General features: G+C 38.1%; 18 protein-coding genes. 1 reads left to right on the top strand and 17 read right to left on the bottom strand.

Going from position 1 to position 19,126, the window contains the following annotated elements:
• Positions 1-14: 14 nt before the first annotated feature.
• Positions 15-665, top strand: coding sequence for an NAD(P)-dependent oxidoreductase (locus H8B04_RS03765; RefSeq protein WP_190301494.1), 651 nt, complete (start codon positions 15-17; stop codon positions 663-665).
• Positions 666-768: 103 nt separating this feature from the next.
• On the opposite strand, the gene H8B04_RS03760 is transcribed toward H8B04_RS03765, so the two are convergent.
• From H8B04_RS03760 to atpD, 17 genes are all read right to left on the bottom strand, one after another.
• On the bottom strand, positions 769-1,296 hold the full coding sequence (locus H8B04_RS03760) for a DUF2911 domain-containing protein (protein WP_190301493.1): 528 nt from the start codon (positions 1,294-1,296) through the stop codon (positions 769-771).
• Positions 1,297-1,307: 11 nt separating this feature from the next.
• Positions 1,308-1,484 carry a hypothetical protein gene (locus tag H8B04_RS03755; protein ID WP_190301492.1) on the bottom strand — a complete coding sequence of 59 codons (177 nt, stop codon included), beginning with the start codon at positions 1,482-1,484 and terminating at the stop codon, positions 1,308-1,310.
• A 142-nt stretch (positions 1,485-1,626) separates the two neighbouring features.
• Positions 1,627-2,880 carry a threonine ammonia-lyase IlvA gene (gene ilvA, locus H8B04_RS03750; RefSeq protein ID WP_190301491.1) on the bottom strand — a complete coding sequence of 418 codons (1,254 nt, stop codon included), beginning with the start codon at positions 2,878-2,880 and terminating at the stop codon, positions 1,627-1,629.
• Positions 2,881-2,935: 55 nt separating this feature from the next.
• Positions 2,936-4,090, bottom strand: coding sequence for a 2-isopropylmalate synthase (locus H8B04_RS03745; protein ID WP_165290763.1), 1,155 nt, complete (start codon positions 4,088-4,090; stop codon positions 2,936-2,938).
• Between the two features lie 37 nt (positions 4,091-4,127).
• Positions 4,128-5,201, bottom strand: coding sequence for a 3-isopropylmalate dehydrogenase (gene leuB, locus H8B04_RS03740; protein WP_165290764.1), 1,074 nt, complete (start codon positions 5,199-5,201; stop codon positions 4,128-4,130).
• Positions 5,202-5,252: 51 nt separating this feature from the next.
• Positions 5,253-6,740 carry an ATP-binding cassette domain-containing protein gene (locus tag H8B04_RS03735; RefSeq protein ID WP_190301490.1) on the bottom strand — a complete coding sequence of 496 codons (1,488 nt, stop codon included), beginning with the start codon at positions 6,738-6,740 and terminating at the stop codon, positions 5,253-5,255.
• A gap of 7 nt (positions 6,741-6,747) precedes the next feature.
• Positions 6,748-7,350 carry a 3-isopropylmalate dehydratase small subunit gene (leuD, locus tag H8B04_RS03730; RefSeq protein ID WP_165290766.1) on the bottom strand — a complete coding sequence of 201 codons (603 nt, stop codon included), beginning with the start codon at positions 7,348-7,350 and terminating at the stop codon, positions 6,748-6,750.
• A 100-nt stretch (positions 7,351-7,450) separates the two neighbouring features.
• Positions 7,451-8,269 (bottom strand): methyltransferase domain-containing protein, encoded by an 819-nt coding sequence (locus tag H8B04_RS03725; RefSeq protein WP_190301489.1) that lies wholly within the window; start codon positions 8,267-8,269, stop codon positions 7,451-7,453.
• A gap of 52 nt (positions 8,270-8,321) precedes the next feature.
• The gene (leuC, locus tag H8B04_RS03720; protein ID WP_190301488.1) at positions 8,322-9,719 is read right to left on the bottom strand and encodes a 3-isopropylmalate dehydratase large subunit; all 1,398 of its coding nucleotides are present in this window, start codon (positions 9,717-9,719) and stop codon (positions 8,322-8,324) included.
• Positions 9,720-9,809: 90 nt separating this feature from the next.
• A complete protein-coding gene (gene ilvC / locus H8B04_RS03715) occupies positions 9,810-11,291 on the bottom strand; it encodes a ketol-acid reductoisomerase (protein ID WP_165290769.1) in 1,482 nt (493 codons plus the stop codon).
• 35 nt (positions 11,292-11,326) lie between these two features.
• A complete protein-coding gene (locus tag H8B04_RS03710; protein WP_190301487.1) occupies positions 11,327-11,800 on the bottom strand; it encodes a DinB family protein in 474 nt (157 codons plus the stop codon).
• A 4-nt stretch (positions 11,801-11,804) separates the two neighbouring features.
• Positions 11,805-12,395, bottom strand: a complete 591-nt coding sequence (gene ilvN / locus H8B04_RS03705) for an acetolactate synthase small subunit (RefSeq protein WP_165290770.1) — start codon at positions 12,393-12,395, stop codon at positions 11,805-11,807.
• A 1-nt stretch (position 12,396) separates the two neighbouring features.
• On the bottom strand, positions 12,397-14,139 hold the full coding sequence (gene ilvB, locus H8B04_RS03700; protein ID WP_190301486.1) for a biosynthetic-type acetolactate synthase large subunit: 1,743 nt from the start codon (positions 14,137-14,139) through the stop codon (positions 12,397-12,399).
• 143 nt (positions 14,140-14,282) lie between these two features.
• Positions 14,283-15,983: a dihydroxy-acid dehydratase gene (gene ilvD / locus H8B04_RS03695; RefSeq protein WP_165290772.1), complete on the bottom strand. Its 1,701-nt coding sequence runs from the start codon at positions 15,981-15,983 to the stop codon at positions 14,283-14,285.
• Positions 15,967-16,857, bottom strand: coding sequence for a branched-chain amino acid transaminase (locus tag H8B04_RS03690; RefSeq protein WP_165290773.1), 891 nt, complete (start codon positions 16,855-16,857; stop codon positions 15,967-15,969). Before H8B04_RS03690 ends, ilvD begins: the two co-directional genes overlap by 17 nt.
• Positions 16,858-17,221: 364 nt before the next feature.
• Positions 17,222-17,470: an ATP synthase F1 subunit epsilon gene (atpC, locus tag H8B04_RS03685; RefSeq protein WP_165290774.1), complete on the bottom strand. Its 249-nt coding sequence runs from the start codon at positions 17,468-17,470 to the stop codon at positions 17,222-17,224.
• Between the two features lie 105 nt (positions 17,471-17,575).
• Positions 17,576-19,078: a F0F1 ATP synthase subunit beta gene (atpD, locus tag H8B04_RS03680; RefSeq protein ID WP_165290775.1), complete on the bottom strand. Its 1,503-nt coding sequence runs from the start codon at positions 19,076-19,078 to the stop codon at positions 17,576-17,578.
• Between the last annotated feature and the right edge of the window lie 48 nt (positions 19,079-19,126).

Genomic DNA, 19,126 nt, shown 5'->3' with positions numbered 1-19,126 from the left:
ATAAAATAAGAGATATGAAAATTGCAGTTATTGGTGCCTCTGGATTTGTAGGTAAGCATCTAGTTTCGGAATTAGTAAACCGTAAACACTTTATTAAGGCTTTTGCACGTAATACAGAAAACATTCTAGCACATGAAAATGTAGAAAAAATTGCTTTAGATGTGAATGATGTAGAAAAATTAGCCACTAATCTTAAGGATGTAGATGTGGTGGTAAGTGCGTACAATGCAGGATGGACTAATCCGAACTTATATGATGATTTTTTGAAAGGATCTAAGTCCATTCAAGAAGCGACTAAAAAAGCTGGTGTAAAACGTTTAATCGTGATTGGTGGTGCTGGAAGCCTGCAAGCCACTCCAGAAATTCAAATTGTGGATACTCCTGAATTTCCTGCAGAAATTAGACCGGGTGCATTAGCTGCCAGGGATTATTTGAATATATTGAAAGAAGAAACAGAGCTGGATTGGACTTTCTTTTCACCAGCACTCGAAATGCATCCAGGTACTTCAGGCGTACGCACAGGTACTTACCGACTAGGAACCGATTATCCCGTAGCCGATGAAAATGGAAGAAGTGTACTTTCGGTAGAAGATGTTGCGGTAGTTATTGCTGATGAAGTAGAACAGCCAAAACACATTAAACAACGTTTCACTGCGGCTTATTAGAATTATTAATATTTTTTTCTTCATACTCCCGTGCGGGCGATATGATGTTTAATAACAAAGGACAAGATTATATGATCTCGTCCTTTTATTTCTGTTTTTAAAATTATTTTGCCGCCTTAATGGTAATCGGAATGATATATTCTCCCCACGCTAAATTAATTTTTCCGGATGCATCCGCAGAGATCGTAAATTGTTCTACAGAAGGATTACCCATTGAGTTTTTAACATTCACACGAAGCTGGTCATCTTTATCACTATAGCCAACGCCCCAACCCTGCCATTTTTTACTAAATATCACTGTTGTTTCAGATTCGCCTGGAATCGTCCACAAACCATATTTACCTTTTGGTAAGGCTTGCCCCTCTACCAAAACATCCTTGTCGAATGATATGATAGTTATTTCATTAGCACCAGTGCGCCACACTTCTCCAACTTTTGCAATATCTACACCAAGCTGCCTTCCTTTTAAAGAAGGTTTGCTGTAATCAATAGCAATATGAACACCGTCCGAGGTGGTAACATGAACCGAATCCGGTGGGCTAGGTCGTTTGGATTTGTCTTTTTGAGCAAAAGCAAAATTAAATGTAAAAAAAGCTAGTAGACATACTACTATTGTTAATTTAGATTTCATAGTTTTTAAGTTTATTCGTTATCTGTTGATTTATTATTTTTCTGAGGTCCATTCTTTCGAGCTCCTAGATTTGGTAATCCCTGATGTCTTTTCAATGTTTTCGTTTCGACAAATTGTTTATCAGATGTAGGATTTCCCATTGCTACATTTCTACTCTTGTCTTGTGCTGTTGTGATTTTGTTTTTCATAGCTAAAATAGTTTTAGTTTACAATCTAGTACCTATTTATAACGTCTGAAAAATTAAATTGTTCATTCATAGATAAATGAGTCATCAATATAATAAAAAAAGCTCAGGATTTCCTGAGCTAATATTTTAAGGTATATGATTTTTAGACTAAATATTCGAATAATGTCTGGTCTTTGTTGACCTCAATAAAGTCGAATTTATAAGCCTTCAATCGTTCAATGAATGGAATGTAATCTTTTGGATTATTTAATTCGATACCTATTAACGCAGGACCACGCTCGCGTTCTGTTTTCTTGATATACTCAAAACGCGTAATATCATCTTTAGGACCCAAAACTTCGGTTACTAAAAGACGAAGTGCACCAGGTCTTTGTGGGAATCGAACGATAAAGTAGTGTTTGAAACCTTCATAAAGCAAAGACATTTCTTTGATTTCACTCATGCGATCGATGTCATTGTTTCCTCCAGAAACTACACAAACGACTTTTTTACCTTTGATTTCCTCTTTGTGGAATTCTAAAGCTGCAATCGCCAAAGCGCCAGCTGGCTCAGCTACGATAGCATCTTTGTTATACAATTCTAATATTGTGGTACAGATTTTTCCTTCGGGAATAGATTTGACAGAATCCAATAATTGTGAGCTGATATCGTAAGTCAATTGACCTATTTTCTTTACTGCAGCGCCATCCACAAATTTGTTTATTTGTTCCAATTCTATAGGACCTCCATTCGACAGAGCTGCTTGCATCGAAGGCGCGCCTTCAGGTTCTACGCCGTATAATTTTGTCGTAGGCGAATATTTGCGCATATGATAACTCAATCCGGACGATAAACCGCCTCCTCCAATTGGAATAATCACGGCATCAACATCAGGAAGATCTTCTAAAATTTCCACCGCAACAGTTCCTTGCCCTTCGATAATTTGTACATCATCAAAAGGAGGGATGAAAGTCATATTGTTTTGTGCACAATAATCCAACGCCGCTTTTTGACAATCGTCAAATGTATCTCCTGTCAAGATAATTTCAATATTGCCATTTCCCCACATCTCAGTTTGGGTGATTTTCTGACGTGGTGTAGGACCAGGCATAAAGATTACGCCTTTGATATTTAGTCTTTTGCATGATAAGGCTACGCCTTGGGCATGATTACCAGCACTAGCACATACAACACCAGCAGCACGTTGAGCTGCTGATAAAGATGAAATTTTGTTAAAAGCACCGCGTATTTTGTACGAGCGTACGACTTGTAGATCTTCTCTTTTTAGATAAATATCCGCACCATATCTCTCGGACAAATGTATATTGTATTGCAAAGGAGTCCTTGTCACTACAGCTTTTATTCTTTCTTTAGCTTGTAAAGAATCTATCGGTAAAGTAGCAATATCTAAGCTCATTGTTTAATTGTTGTATAGGTGATTTTAAAAAAGGCTGGATTTGCCAGCCTTTTAATTATTGTACCAACGTCAATAAATCTTCGTCAGTGATTTCTTTTTTAGCATCTGCTAACGTTAAGAAACGTTGGTAAGTATCCGCTAATGTATCTTTATCTAATGTATAACCTAGACGTTCTAAGTGGTGTTTCAGCGCGTGACGACCTGAACGAGCTGTCAAGATAATATCCGCTTCTTCCAAACCAACATCCTCTGGACGGATAATCTCATAAGTCTCACGGTGTTTCAAGAATCCATCTTGATGGATACCTGAACTGTGCGCGAATGCATTACGACCTACTATAGCTTTGTTTGGTTGTACAGGCATATTCATCATATCAGACACTTTACGTGAAATGTATGTGAATAATTTGCTGTCTATATTAGAAGTTAAACCTCCGAAAGCTTGGTTATGTACTTTCAAAATCATAGCAACCTCTTCTAATGATGTGTTACCTGCTCTTTCACCAATACCGTTAATAGTACATTCTATTTGACGTGCACCATTTTGGACAGCAGCGATAGAGTTAGCCGTAGCTAAACCTAGATCGTTGTGACAGTGTGCCGAGATTATTGCTTGATCGATGTTTTTCACATTCTCTTTCAAGAATTTAATTTTAGAACCGTATTGATCGGGTAAACAATATCCGTTTGTATCTGGAATATTAACTACAGTTGCACCAGCTCCAATTACAGCCTCAACCATTTTAGCAAGGAATTCAATATCAGCACGACCTGCATCTTCAGCGTAAAATTCTACGTCTTCTACATACGATTTAGCATGTTTTACAGCGGCTACAGCGCGTTCCAAGATTTCTTCGCGTGTACTATTGAATTTATATTGAATATGTAAATCTGAAGAACCAATACCAGTGTGGATACGAGGTCGCTTTGCATATTTCAATGCTTCAGCTGCAACATCAATATCGTTCTTATTTGCGCGAGTCAAAGCACAAATGATTACATCATTTACAGCTTTTGATAATTCAACTACAGATTGAAAATCACCAGGACTTGAAACAGGGAAACCTGCTTCGATAATATCTACACCTAAGCGCTCGAGATCTTTTGCAATATCGATTTTTTCAGGTGTTGTCAATTGACAGCCCGGTACTTGTTCACCATCACGTAATGTCGTGTCGAAAATATATAAGTGATTCGGATCGTGTAACATAGTCTTTTCCTTTATATGTTTATACCTTGGTTATTTCTTATTTAATAAATTCTAAAACTTTAGCGCCCATTTCGTTTGTGCCCAAAATTTTGTCTGCAGGTGTTTCTCCATTTGCAATATCACTTGTTCTCCAACCCGCTTTCAATGTGTCAGCTACAGCTGTAGTTACTGCTTTCGCTTCTTCTTGAAGACCAAATGCAATATCCAATAACAATGCCGCTGATAGGATAGAAGCTAATGGGTTCGCTTTGTTTTGTCCAGCGATATCGTGTGCAGAACCGTGTATGGGCTCAAAGAAACCTGTACTATCACCGATAGAGGCTGAAGCTAACATACCCATTGAACCTGCAATTTGTGAAGCTTCATCAGTCAAGATATCACCAAATAAGTTAGCAGTCAATACGACATCAAATTTTTTCGGATTTTTAACCAATTGCATCGCTGCATTATCGATAAACATGTGTTCTGTTTCCACATCTGAATATTCTTTAGCTAATTCCTGAACCACTTCTCTCCAAAGACGTGATGTTTCCAATACGTTAGCTTTATCTACTGAACATAATTTTTTGCCACGTGTACGTGCAGCTTCGTATGCTTTGCGCGCAATACGCTCTACTTCATAACGGTGATAGTTCATCAAATCTGAAGCAAAAGTGTTGTCTTCGTTACGTTTTTTCTCCCCGAAATAAACGTCACCTGTCAATTCGCGGAAGAATAAAATATCTGTTCCACGTAACACTTCAGGTTTCAAGCTTGATGCATCTAATAATTCATCAAATAATAGAATAGGACGTAAGTTTGCATATAAACCTAATTCTTTGCGGATTTTCAATAAACCTTGCTCTGGACGAACTTTTGCTGAAGGGTCATTATCGTATTTAGCATGACCGATAGCACCAAATAATATCGCATCCGAAGCTTTCGCTTTCTCTAAAGTTTCATCCGGTAATGGATTACCAGTCGCTTCGATAGCAGTATGTCCCATGATAGCTTCGTCAAAAACGAATTCATGGTTATATTTTTCCGCAATAGCTTCTAAAACTTGTTTACCCCAAGTTGTTACTTCTTGTCCGATTCCATCACCTGGAATGATTAGAATATTTTTCTTCATTTTTTTCAAAAGTATAAAGTAAAAATCAAGAGATATAATCGCTCTCAACTCTTACACAATAGCGCTTTCTAAATGTTTATTTTTTACAGTTATATTTTCTATGGCTTTTACTTCGCCCTTCTCTAATACAATTCTATGTTCGATGCAGGATGGCAATTGCGTCTCGTAATGCCCAACATAAATCAATGTTTTGCCGTATTGCGCCAATTCATCTACTACATCGTTGAAATATTTGGCTTGGTCATTATCCAAACCTTGACAAGGTTCATCCAACACTAACAATGGCGGATTCTTAACTATTGTCCTTGCCAACATCGCTAGTCTTTGCTTTCCTAACGGGAGTGTTTGTAGATTTTGATTTTTGTATTCCGTCAAATCAAAAAACTCCATCAATTCTTCTATTTGTTTTTGCTCTTGGTATTTTACATCAATAAACCATCCGATACTGTCATAAAAACCAGAAGCAATGGTATGCCATACCGTAGCATTTTGGTCGAAATACCAATGCATTTCGGGAGAGATAATCCCGATTTTTTGTTTTATATCCCAAATACTTTCGCCAGAACCTCTTTTGTTGCCAAATAAAGAAAGGTCGTGGCCATAGGCTTGAGGATGGTCGCCATTGATAAGACTCAATAAAGTCGATTTACCAGAACCATTTGGCCCTTGCAACAACCATTTCTCACCAACATTTACCTTCCAAGAGACATCTTTCAAAACTACTTTTTCGCCATAGCGAATAAAAATGTTGTTCATCTCCGCAACAGTTTCGTAGTTTGTTTGTGGAATTTCATGTAAGAAGGCAGGTAATTCTTTCTTCTGACGTTTTTTATCTTTCGCAAATGCTGCTGGAGAATTCACAATTTCTATCTGGCCATTCACTACATGTGCAAAGCGATTGATAAAATTTGGTAATAAAGTATCGTTAGTAATAAGAATAAGCTGTACGCCTTCTTGTACTAATTCATCCAACCAAGTATTCAATACTGCTCTTGCGTTCTTGTCCAAACCTGTATATGGTTCGTCAATAATAAGAAGTTGCGGTTTCGTCCATAGCCCGCGGACCAATTGCAATTTCTTGTGTTCACCACTTGACAATTCAATCAATTGAGAAGATTGTACATCTTCAAATCCAAAATCCTGAATGCGTTGTCGAATAGCTGAAAAGTCTAAATTTTCTTTCTTGGCGAAGTGCTCCAACTCTGCTTTCACGGTCAAGGTATCGTGACCTTGATGGTGGTTGTAGCGTTGTTGGTAGTAGAAATTGCGGTCCCCTTCTAAATTGGTAAACTGATACCAGTTGGAAATATAGACAACTTTAGCAGGAAGGGATTTCGATGCATCGAAGTTTAATTTAATCGCATTATCTGCAGGAATTAATCCTGCTATAGCTTTAGCTAAAGTTGTTTTGCCAGAACCAGACGTGCCTCCAATAACATAATTTTCCCCTTGCTGGATAGACCAAGATAGGGAATTCAATACCACATTATTTGGGTATTGAATTGTTAAATTAGCAATATGGACGACTGGTTCTGTCATTTATTTTTTATCTATAAAAAGAAAAAGGTCTTGTTTGCTCGAAGTTTTCAATTTCAGCTTTGTGGCTTAAAATAAAGTCGATATCGTCATAACCGTTAATCAAACATGATTTTTTGTACGGATTGATTTCGAATTCGAATGATTCGCCAGTTGCTGCGATTGTCAATGTTTGTGCTTCCAAATCCACCACTAATTGTGCGTTGTTGTCAGCAAAAACTTGAGCGAATATTTTTTCTAAAAATTCTTCTGATACAGTGATAGGCAATACGCCATTGTTCAAGGCATTACCTTTGAAAATGTCGGCAAAGAATGAACTTACTACAACTTTGAAACCGTAGTCATCGATAGCCCATGCTGCGTGTTCACGTGATGAACCACAACCGAAGTTTTTACCAGCGACTAAGATTTGACCTGAAAACTTCGGGTCATTCAACACAAAATCAGCTTTTGGTTGATTGTTGCTGTCGTAGCGCCAGTCACGGAATAAGTTGTCGCCAAAACCTTCGCGAGTCGTCGCTTTTAAGAAACGAGCCGGGATGATTTGGTCGGTATCGATATTTTCAATCGGTAGTGGAACTACGCTTGAAGTTAATTTTTCAAATTTTTTCATCTTTCAAAGTAAAAAGTCAAAATTAAAAGGGCAAAAACCTATTTAATTTGAGTTTAAATGAATTATTATCTTGTGCTTTTTAAATTTTAATTTCTAATTTTTAATTAGCACGAGCTCTTACTTCTCTCAATTTTAGGGTCATACTGGTTGCTTCTTTATCTGCCCAATTGTTATAATCTGCGATAGCTTGCAAACGCTCGGCATCGGAAATGTAACCTTCTTCCACCATTTGTTTAGAACCTGCTACTTTGGACCAAACTTTGATTTTTTCAACGTGGCCAGGGAACATTCTTTCATAATGTTCGTCTGCGTTGAAAATCTCGATTTGGTCAAAGCCGTGTTCTTCAAAGATATCAATCAGGTCAAAACCGATGCGGTTGTTCATACCTGCATCTTTACGCCACATCAAAAACATGTTGTAAAAATTCTGCATGCTTTCTGGAATTTTTGGTGTCCAATTGATGGCTTCGTGGTTATAATCCAAAATCGAAATCTGACCATTAGGTTTCAACAAGGATTTTATTTTATCAATGGCTTTATCCAACGTAGAAATCCATTGAAATGTACGCGCAGATACAATTAGGTCAAATTTTTCTTCTGTTTCGAAATCTAAAAAATCCATATGGATAAGCTCTAGATTCTCCACATCAAAAAGCTTTTTGCCTTCGGCAATAAATGACTCGGTATTGTCTACACCAATAACATAACCCGTTGGACCAACCAACTGTGCTATATCCTTGGTAATCGAACCGGAACCACAGCCAATATCCAAAACTCTCAAACCTGGCTTCAAAGCCGATTTAAGTGTTCTGTAATCCTGTTCCAAAGTACGTTGGTTAAAGATAGAAGAAGCATTCTGACCTGTTCTATCAATGACCTTGTTTTCGGTAACAGTTACTGCCTGACAAATTTGACACATTTTGTTAAAGTAATAAGTTAAAATTCAATAGGATAAACCTTTAAAATCTATCTTAAATTAATTCTCTTACATCTACAACTTTACCTGTGATAGCTGCTGCCGCTGCTGTCAAAGGACTTACCAACATTGTACGTGCGTTAGGACCCTGACGTCCTTCGAAGTTACGGTTTGACGTAGATACACAGTATTTACCTGCTGGGATTTTATCTTCATTCATACCCAAACAAGCTGAACATCCTGGCTCACGTAATTGGAAACCTGCTGCTTCGAATACTTTGTCAATACCTTCCGCTTTCGCTTGCGCTTCTACTTGTTTCGAACCAGGAACAATCCAAACTTCTACACCCTCCGCTTTTTGTTTTCCAGAAACAAAAGCTGCTACCTGCCGTAAATCTTCGATACGTGAATTAGTACAAGAACCAATGAAGACGTAATCTACTGGTTTACCTAAAACTTGCTCACCATCAGCAAAGCCCATATAGTCTAATGCTTTTTGGTAAGATGGTTGTTCGCTTTCTGGTTGTGTAGCTGTAGTAGGGATGAATTGTTTTACACCGATCCCCATTCCTGGATTTGTCCCGTAAGTAATCATCGGTTGAATATCTGCTGCATCGAATGTCAACACAGCATCGAATTCTGCGTCTTCGTCCGAGTACAATGTTTTCCAGTAGGCTAATGCTTCCTCCCATTTTTCACCTTTAGGTGCAAATTCGCGACCTTTGATGTATTCGAATGTAGTTTCGTCCGGTGCAATAAGACCACCACGAGCACCCATTTCGATACTCATGTTACAAACGGTCATACGACCTTCCATACTTAACGAACGGATTGCCGATCCAGCAAATTCTACGAAATATCCTGTACCACCAGCAGCAGTAGTTTTAGAAATAACGTAAAGAATAATATCTTTTGCGCCAACACCTTTTTGCAATTCACCGTTAACTTCGATTTTCATCGTTTTAGGTTTTGATTGCAATAGACATTGTGTCGCGAAAACTTGTTCTACTTGTGAAGTACCAATACCGAAAGCAATAGCACCAAATGCACCATGCGTAGATGTGTGGCTATCACCACAAACCATAGTTTTACCCGGTAATGTGATACCCAATTCTGGACCGATAACGTGAACAATACCTTGGTAAGGGTGTCCTAAACCATACAATTCAATTCCAAATTCAGACGTGTTTTTAGTCAACATATCCACTTGGTAGCGCGATAATTCTTCTTTAATAGGAAGGTGTTGGTCTAATGTTGGAACGTTATGATCGGCTGTGGCAACAGTTTGATTAGGACGGAAGACAGGAAGACCTCTTTTGCGCAATCCATCGAATGCTTGAGGAGAAGTCACCTCATGAATCAAATGCGTATCGATATACAATATATCTGGAAAACCCTCCGCACGCTTGACGACGTGAGCATCCCAAATTTTTTCTACTAATGTTTTTCCCATTTCTCTTATGATAGTATAAGTAATTTCGAAAGGGATAAAGGCATTGAATGCGCTTTATCCCTTTGTTGTAATTATCAAAATTACGAAATATTAAACTGTTTTAATCGTCTTCATTGCAGTCATCGCTTTACGTAATTTACGTCCAACGATTTCTACAGGATGATTGCGTAAGATTTCGTTTACTTGTACCAATTTAACGTTATCTACAGAACCATCTTTACCTTCGTTGTAGTTTTTACCAACGATATCCGTATCAACTTTTTTCATGAAATCAGCTAATAATGGCTTACAAGCTTGGTCGAATAAGTAACATCCGTACTCTGCTGTATCCGAAATTACACGGTTCATTTCGAACAATTTACGACGTGCAATCGTGTTAGCGATAAGCGGTGTTTCGTGTAATGACTCATAGTATGCAGACTCAGGTTTGATACCCGCTTCTACCATTGTTTCGAAAGCTAATTCAACACCTGCTCTTACGAAAGCAACCATCAATAAGTAATTGTCGAAGTATTCTTGTTCTGAGATTTTAACATCGCCAGCAGGAGTCTTTTCGAAAGCCGTTTCACCTGTCTCTGCTCTCCATTTTAATAAGTTTGCATCGCCATTAGCCCAATCTTCCATCATAGTTCTTGAGAACTCACCTGACATGATATCGTCTTGGTGTTTTTGAAATAATGGACGCATAATATCTTTCAATTCTTCTGATAATTCAAAAGCTTTGATTTTAGCAGGGTTGCTCAAACGGTCAAGCATACCTGATACACCACCGTGTTTCAAGGCTTCAGTGATAACCTCAACACCGTATTGAACTAATTTAGAAGCGTAACCCGCATCGATACCTTTTTCAACCATTTTGTCGAAAGAAAGGATAGATCCTGTTTGTAATAAACCACAAAGGATAGTTTGCTCACCCATCAAGTCAGATTTAACCTCTGCTACGAATGATGATTTCAATACACCTGCACGGTGACCACCTGTACCTACACAGTAAGCTTTTGCTTCAGCCCACCCTTTACCTTGAGGGTCATTTTCAGGGTGAACAGCGATTAATGTAGGAACACCAAAACCTCTCAAGTACTCTGCACGTACTTCAGAACCTGGACATTTAGGTGCAACCATGATTACGGTAATATCTTTACGGATTTGCATACCTTCTTCTACAATGTTGAAACCGTGCGAATAAGATAATGTAGCTCCTTGTTTCATCAATGGCATTACCGCATTGATTACTGCTGTATGTTGTTTATCTGGAGTCAAGTTGATAACTAAATCTGCTGTAGGAATTAATTCATCATACGTACCTACTGTAAAGTTGTTATCTGTTGCATTTTTCCATGAATCTCTTTTTTGTTCAATAGCTTCTTTACGTAAAGCGTAAGAAACGTCCAAACCAGAATCTCTTAAATTTAAACCTTGGTTCAAACCTTGTGCACCCGCACCTACGATTACGATTTTTTTACCTTTTAAAGCATTTACGCCATCAGCGAATTCTGATGAATCCATAAATTCAGCTACACCAAGTTGGTTTAATTGCTCTCTAAGAGGTAATGTGTTAAAATAATTTGCCATTGTAGTACTATTTTAATTTGTCTTTTCTTAAGTTTTTATTTATTGTTGTTGATTATTCTTCTCTGTGCGATAGCATAGCCATAGTGAAGATTATCGTGACCTGAGGTCAAGGTGATAACCTCTTCGATAGTTGCCATCGTCTCGCCATAAGTATCTGTTGCAAAAGGAGCGATTTTGTTAAAAACACCAGCTGCGTAATCTTTTTCAAGTTGTTCGATAGTTTCTACAGCTAGACGTTTCAAATCATCTACTTCTTCTTGTGTAACGAAATACGTTGGTTTGCTTCCTTTTACGTAAGAAGCTACATATTTAATAGAACTTGCATCTTGACGAATGCCTGTACGCACATAGCAAAGCGCTTGTGTGGCTACCACGGCATGTCCAAAATTCCATATAATATTATTGTTAAAACCTGTCGGAATTTCATTAAGCTGTTCTAATGTCAATCCATCCAATAATTGGATAAATGCTTGACGGGTTTGTTTGATAAATTTAAATACTTGCTCCATACAATTACATCGTGAACACTTGGTCTTGTTGGTCTAAGAATTCGTTTTCTACAATTTCTGGTGCTGGCTCTTGTTGTTCGAATTGTTTTAATTTTTCGTGGAAACCAGCGCTCGCTTTGATGATAGCGATTCGTGCACCACGAACGAATTCGATTAAGCCGTATTTAGTCAATTCTTGAGTTAATTTGTCGATTTCTTCACGGTGGCCTGCTGTTTCGAATACGATGTAATCTGGACGAATAACAACAACATTTGCTCCGTATTCACGCAATAAACGTTCTACATAAACTTTTTCATTTACTACTTCTGTAGGTACTTTGTACAACGCTTGTTCTTGCCAGATTAATTCATCATTCGTGTTGAAATAAGCTTTCAATACTTCGACTTGTTTTTCGATTTGACGACAAAGTTTACGAACCACATCTTCTGATTCGGTAATCAAAATAGTGAAGCGGTGAATGCCTTCCACCTCAGAAGGAGAGGTGTTCAAGCTTTCAATGTTGATTTTACGTCTTGAAAAAATATTAGAAATACGACCTATCATACCGATAGCGTTTTCTGTATATAGGGTAATGGTAAATTCTTGCTTTTCCATTTTATTTTAATCTAATCTCTGATACTGAAGTTCCTTGCGCTACCATTGGGAATACATTGTTTTCTTTGCCAACCATTACTTCCAATAAATAACCGCCATCGTGAGCCAACATTGTTTTTAAAGCAGACTCTAAGTCCTTACGGTCTGAAATCTTATTTCCATCCAGATAGTATGACTTCGCTAATACGACAAAATCAGGACTTGTGATGTTCACGAATGAATAGCGTTTGTCGTGGAACAATTGTTGCCATTGACGTACCATTCCTAAGAACTCATTATTTAAAATCAAGATTTTAACCTTAGCACCGAACTGCATAATAGTGCCCAATTCTTGTAAAGTCATTTGGAAGCCCCCGTCACCGATAATAGCTATTACATCACGGTCTGGAGCTCCATACCACGCACCAATAGCTGCTGGCAAACCAAATCCCATTGTTCCAAGACCTCCAGAAGTTACATTAGATTTCGAAGAGTTAAATTTCGCATAACGACAAGCAACCATTTGGTGCTGACCAACGTCAGTTACGATGACAGCGTTACCGCCTGTCAATTCATTCAATACGCGAATTACTTCGCCCATCGTCATGATATCACTTGTAGGATTTAATTCGTTATAGATAACCTCTTTAATCTCTTCTTGCTCTAACTCACGGAATTTTTGTAACCATTCCGAATGGTCAGTTGGAGTAAGCAATGCAGTCAATTGAGGTAATGTTTCTTTACAGTCTCCCCAAACAGGAACTGTAGTTTTTACATTTTTATCAATTTCGGCAGGGTCAATATCTAAGTGAACAACTTTTGCTTGTTTAGCATATTTATCCAAACGACCTGTCACGCGGTCATCAAAACGCATACCTATAGCAATTAATACATCACACTCATTAGTCATTACATTAGGTGCATAGTTACCATGCATACCCAACATACCAACGTGTTGTGGATGGTCAGTTTCCAAAGCACTTAATCCCATTACAGTTGTAGCAGCAGGGAAACCACCTTTTTCTATGAATTCTTTAAATTCTTGTTCTGCTTTACCTAAGATTACACCTTGACCAAAAATCACGAAAGGTTTTTTAGCTGCATTAATAAGTTCAGCGGCAGCCTCCACGTATTCTTTGCGAACAATTGGAGCTGGTCTGTAACTACGGATATGATTACATTTTTCGTAACCTTCGTAATCGAACAACTGCATTTGTGCATTTTTGGTAATATCAATCAATACAGGGCCTGGACGACCTGTACGTGCTATATGAAATGCTTTTGCCAGCACAGCAGGAATTTCTGTTGCATCAGTTACTTGATAGTTCCATTTAGTCACTGGACTGGTAATGTTGACTACGTCAGTTTCTTGGAAAGCGTCAGTTCCTAATAATGATGCAAATACTTGGCCTGTGATGCAGACGATAGGGTTGCTATCAATCATAGCGTCCGCTAGACCAGTTACTAAATTAGTTGCACCAGGACCTGATGTTGCGAAAGCGACGCCTACACGACCTGAAGTACGTGCGAACCCCTGAGCAGCGTGAATGCCACCTTGCTCGTGACGGACCAGAATATGTTTTATTTTGTCATTATAATCATATAATGCATCATAAATTGGCATAATCGCGCCGCCTGGGTAGCCGAATACCGTATCTACTCCTTCATGAATCAAAGCTTCCAAGACCGCTTGCGAACCCGATATCTGTGTGTTGGCTGCAATGGTTTGGGTTTTCTTTGTTTCTGTTTTCTCCAGTGTACTCATTTTGTTGTTAGTATTAAGATATTAGTATTGTGTATTTAGACTTATCGTCTAATAATCCTAATTATTTTTTCATTGATATAAATTAGTAAAGAATATATGGCGTATTTAAATCTAATTACTAAATACTCTTTACTAAATACTTATTATAAATCCGTTACACAACCTTCTGATGCGTCAGCTACTGTTTTCGCGTATTTGTACAATACACCTTTGGTAACTTTCAATGGGGGTTGTGTCCATTTTGCACGACGTTCAGCGATTATGCTGTCTTCTACTTTTAGTGTGATTGTGTTGTTTACTGCGTCAATTTCGATTATATCGTTATCTTCTACTAATCCAATCAATCCACCTTTATAGGCTTCTGGTGTAATGTGACCAACTACAAAACCGTGTGTACCACCTGAGAAACGACCGTCAGTAATTAATGCTACCGATTTACCAAGACCAGCACCAATGATTAGTGACGTAGGCTTCAACATCTCAGGCATACCAGGAGCTCCAATAGGTCCTTCATTTTTAATAACGACAACATCGCCTTTTTGTATGCGTCCAGAAGCAATACCTGCTACCAAATCATGTTCTCCATCGAATACACGAGCCGGACCTACAAAACGTTCGCCTTCTTTACCCGAAATCTTCGCTACAGAACCTTTTTCCGCTAAATTTCCGTAAAGGATTTGCAAGTGACCTGTTGCTTTGATAGGCTCACTCAAAGGTTTGATGATAGGTTGGTTGTAATCAATAATAGATTTTACATCAGCCAAGTTTTCTGCTACAGTTTTACCTGTTACAGTCATACAATCTCCATGCAATAAGCCATTATCTAATAAGTAACGCAATACCGCTGGTGTACCACCATATTGTTGTAAATCTTGCATCAAGTATTTTCCAGATGGTTTGAAATCCGCCAATACAGGAGTCTCGTCAGACATACGTTGGAAATCATCTTGTGTGATATCTACACCTACAGCTTTACCGATAGCGATAAAGTGCAATACTGCATTGGTACTTCCTCCTAATATGATAATTGAACGTAAAGCATTTTCAAACGCTTTGCGCGTCATGATATCCGAAGGCTTAATATCTTTTTCTAATAAAATACGGATGTATTTGCCTGCGTCAAGACATTCTTGTTCTTTCTCTTTAGAAACGGCAGGGTGTGAAGATGAATATGGTAAACTCATTCCTAAAGCTTCAATCGCTGAAGCCATTGTGTTTGCAGTGTACATACCACCACAAGCACCAGGACCAGGACAAGTATGTTTGATGACACCTTGGAAATCTTCGTCCGAAATGTTACCACAAATTTTTTGACCTAAAGCTTCGAAAGCCGAAACGATATTTAATTCTTCACCTTTATAATGCCCAGGAGCAATTGTTCCGCCGTAAACCATAATTGCAGGGCGGTTCAATCGAGCCATAGCCATAATAGCACCAGGCATGTTTTTGTCACATCCAGGGATAGCAATTAATCCATCGTAATATTGACCGCCACATATAGTCTCAATACTATCTGCAATCACATCACGTGATACTAAGGAATAACGCATGCCATCTGTACCATTACTCATACCATCACTTACACCAATAGTACCGAAGGTAAGACCGACTAAATCATTGTTCCATACACCTTTTTTCACGACCTGAGCTAAGTCATTTAGGTGCATATTACATGTGTTACCATCATAGCCCATACTGGCGATACCCACTTGCGCTTTATCCATATCGGCATCAGTCAAGCCAATACCATACAACATCGCTTTGGCAGCAGGTTGTGTCTCGTCTTGAGTGAATATGCGGCTGTATTTATTTAATCCCTTTTCGTTATCAGATGATGACTTCATAATTCTCTTGCTCTAATACTAAGTTTTTATATTTTCTTTGGATCGTAGCACCAATGCTATGTTCCCATTCTTCTTTGTAAACGATATGGTCCACCTGTTTGATACCAATAATCTCAGCAGCAGTGCCACTTAAGAAGGCACTGTCAGCTGTATAGATATCCTGGACGGTTAGTTTCTTCTCGATGATTTCGAATCCCAATTCTTTGCAGATGCCAATCACCGTTTTTCTTGTTATGCCAGGGAACACATCTCCCAATGGCGGTGTATAGATTTTATAATCCTTTTCAATAAAAATATTCTCACTCGAAGCCTGTGCGACGTAACCATCTTGATCCAACATCAAGGCTTCATCGTATCCATTACGAATAGCATCTGTCGAGGCAAGAATGGAATTGATGTACTGTCCTGAAATCTTCGCGTCTATATGGAAAGATTTTGGGTTAGGACGCTCGTATTTTGAAATGTTAACGTTCAATAGATTTTGTCCTAAATAGGGACCCCATTCCCAAGCGGCCAACATGATATTCGCATCTTCTGAAGAGGTAAGGTGCATATTAGATCCAGAGAATACTAAGGGTCTTATATATGCTGCACGAAGATTGTTTATTTCCAATAATTCGTAACACTTTTCAATCAACGTTCTGTTGTTCCATTTATATGGAAGTCCAATAGACTCACAAGATTTACGTAATCTTTCAAAATGTGCTTCTGCCTTGAAGATACGCGTACCATTGTGTGTGTTGTAAGCGCGTAATCCTTCGAAGGCTCCATAGCCATAATGCAACGACTGACCAAATAAATCTACGCCAGCTGATTTCGCTAATACGAACTCACCATTTAGAAATATTTTCGTGTTCTGATTATAGTATTGCATATGTTTAAATTTTAAGGTGTCCTTTCCCTCCCCAAAGACTAGGTACACATCTTCGAATAAGAAGCTTCGTCAAGTTAAGACGAAAAAAAATTCTTTACAATAGACAAACACTTTATTTTAAAAAAGTTTATTGTTTCGTGTTTATTTATTTTTCTTAAATATATTTTATAATACATGTATTAAACAAAATAAAATTTTTCAATAGCTGAACCGAAATTAAAATTGGTTTATTTTCTAGGTTTTGAAAAATTTCGTATTATCCTCAAAATTCTTCCTAAAATGGTCTTGTAGCTAAAAAAAGTTGCAAAAAAATAGCCCTTAAAACCTGAAGTTTTAAGGGCTATTTTATCATTATCTTTTATCGTTATCCTTGCACTATTCCTTCCGCCAAAACGATGATATTGTTGTCCTTTACTTCAACTACACCACCTTTGATAATAATGACTTGTTCGCCATTACTACCTTTAATAATGACTTTGCCATCTTCTAACGTAGAGACAATAGCAGCGTGGTCTTTCAAAATTTGAAAAGATCCAGCAGATCCAGGTACTGTAACGGCTGTTACTTCGCCTTCGTATGCTATTTTGTCTGGAGTTATTACTTGTAATTTCATTCTTTTGTTAGATATGAGATGCGAGATATGAGATTTGAGAACGAATTCTTCAAATAGATATGAGATAAAAAATCTATTATCTCATATCTAATTTCTAATATCTAATTAAACTGCTTCTGCTAATAATTTCTTACCTTTTTCGATAGCTTCTTCGATAGAACCTACTAAGTTGAAAGCTGCTTCAGGGTATTCATCCACTTCACCATCGATGATCATGTTGAAACCTTTGATAGTGTCTTTGATGTCTACTAATACACCTTTCAAACCTGTAAATTGCTCAGCTACGTGGAATGGTTGAGATAAGAAACGTTGTACACGACGTGCGCGGTGTACTGTTAATTTATCTTCTTCAGATAACTCATCCATACCTAAGATAGCGATGATATCTTGAAGTTCTTTATAGCGTTGTAAGATTTCTTTCACACGTTGAGCTGTATTGTAGTGCTCAGCTCCTAATACACTTGGAGATAAGATACGTGAAGTAGAATCCAATGGGTCTACCGCAGGATAGATACCTAACTCAGCGATTTTACGTGATAATACTGTAGTTGCATCCAAGTGAGCGAATGTAGTCGCAGGAGCAGGGTCAGTTAAGTCATCGGCAGGTACGTATACCGCTTGTACTGAAGTGATAGATCCGTTTTTAGTTGAAGTAATACGCTCTTGCATCAAACCCATCTCTGTAGCTAATGTAGGTTGGTAACCTACCGCTGATGGCATACGACCTAATAAAGCTGATACCTCAGAACCTGCTTGCGTGAAACGGAAGATGTTATCGATAAAGAATAATACGTCTTTACCTTGACCATCACCTTCACCATCACGGAAATATTCTGCAACAGTCAAACCAGACAAAGCCACACGAGCACGTGCACCTGGAGGCTCATTCATCTGACCGAATACGAAAGTACATTTAGATTCTTTCATCAATTCTTGGTCAACAGTATCGATAGGCCATTCGCCTTTTTCCATACCTTCCATGAAGTGCTCACCGTATTTGATGATACCTGATTCCAACATCTCACGTAATAAGTCATTACCTTCACGTGTACGTTCACCAACACCAGCAAATACTGAAAGACCACCGTGACCTTTAGCGATATTGTTGATAAGCTCTTGGATTAATACTGTTTTACCTACACCAGCACCACCGAACAAACCGATTTTACCACCTTTAGCATAAGGCTCTAATAAGTCAATAACTTTGATACCTGTGAAAAGTACTTCAGTTTCAGTTGACAAATCTTCGAATTTTGGAGGTGTATTGTGGATAGGACGTCCATTAGTTTTGTCCAATTCGCGAATACCATCAATAGGATCTCCAACTACGTTGAAAACACGACCTTTGATCTCTTCGCCTACAGGCATTTTGATAGGAGCACCAGTGTCAACTACTTTCATACCACGTACTAAACCTTCTGTAGCATCCATCGCAATAGTACGAACACGTTCCTCACCTAAGTGTTGTTGAACTTCTAAAACGATACGTTGTCCATTTTCTTTTTCAATGTACAATGCATCGTAAATCTTAGGAAGATTTTCATTGTCGGCAAAGTTGACGTCAACCACTGGGCCGATAATCTGCGCTATTTTACCAATATTGGGCATATTATAGGGACTAAAATTTATTAATCAATTTATTCACAGCCTGTTTAA

The organism is Sphingobacterium litopenaei (genome assembly GCF_014692495.1).
GTDB classification, from domain to species: Bacteria; Bacteroidota; Bacteroidia; order Sphingobacteriales; family Sphingobacteriaceae; genus Sphingobacterium; species Sphingobacterium litopenaei.
This window is presented reverse-complemented; position numbering and strand designations above follow the sequence as displayed.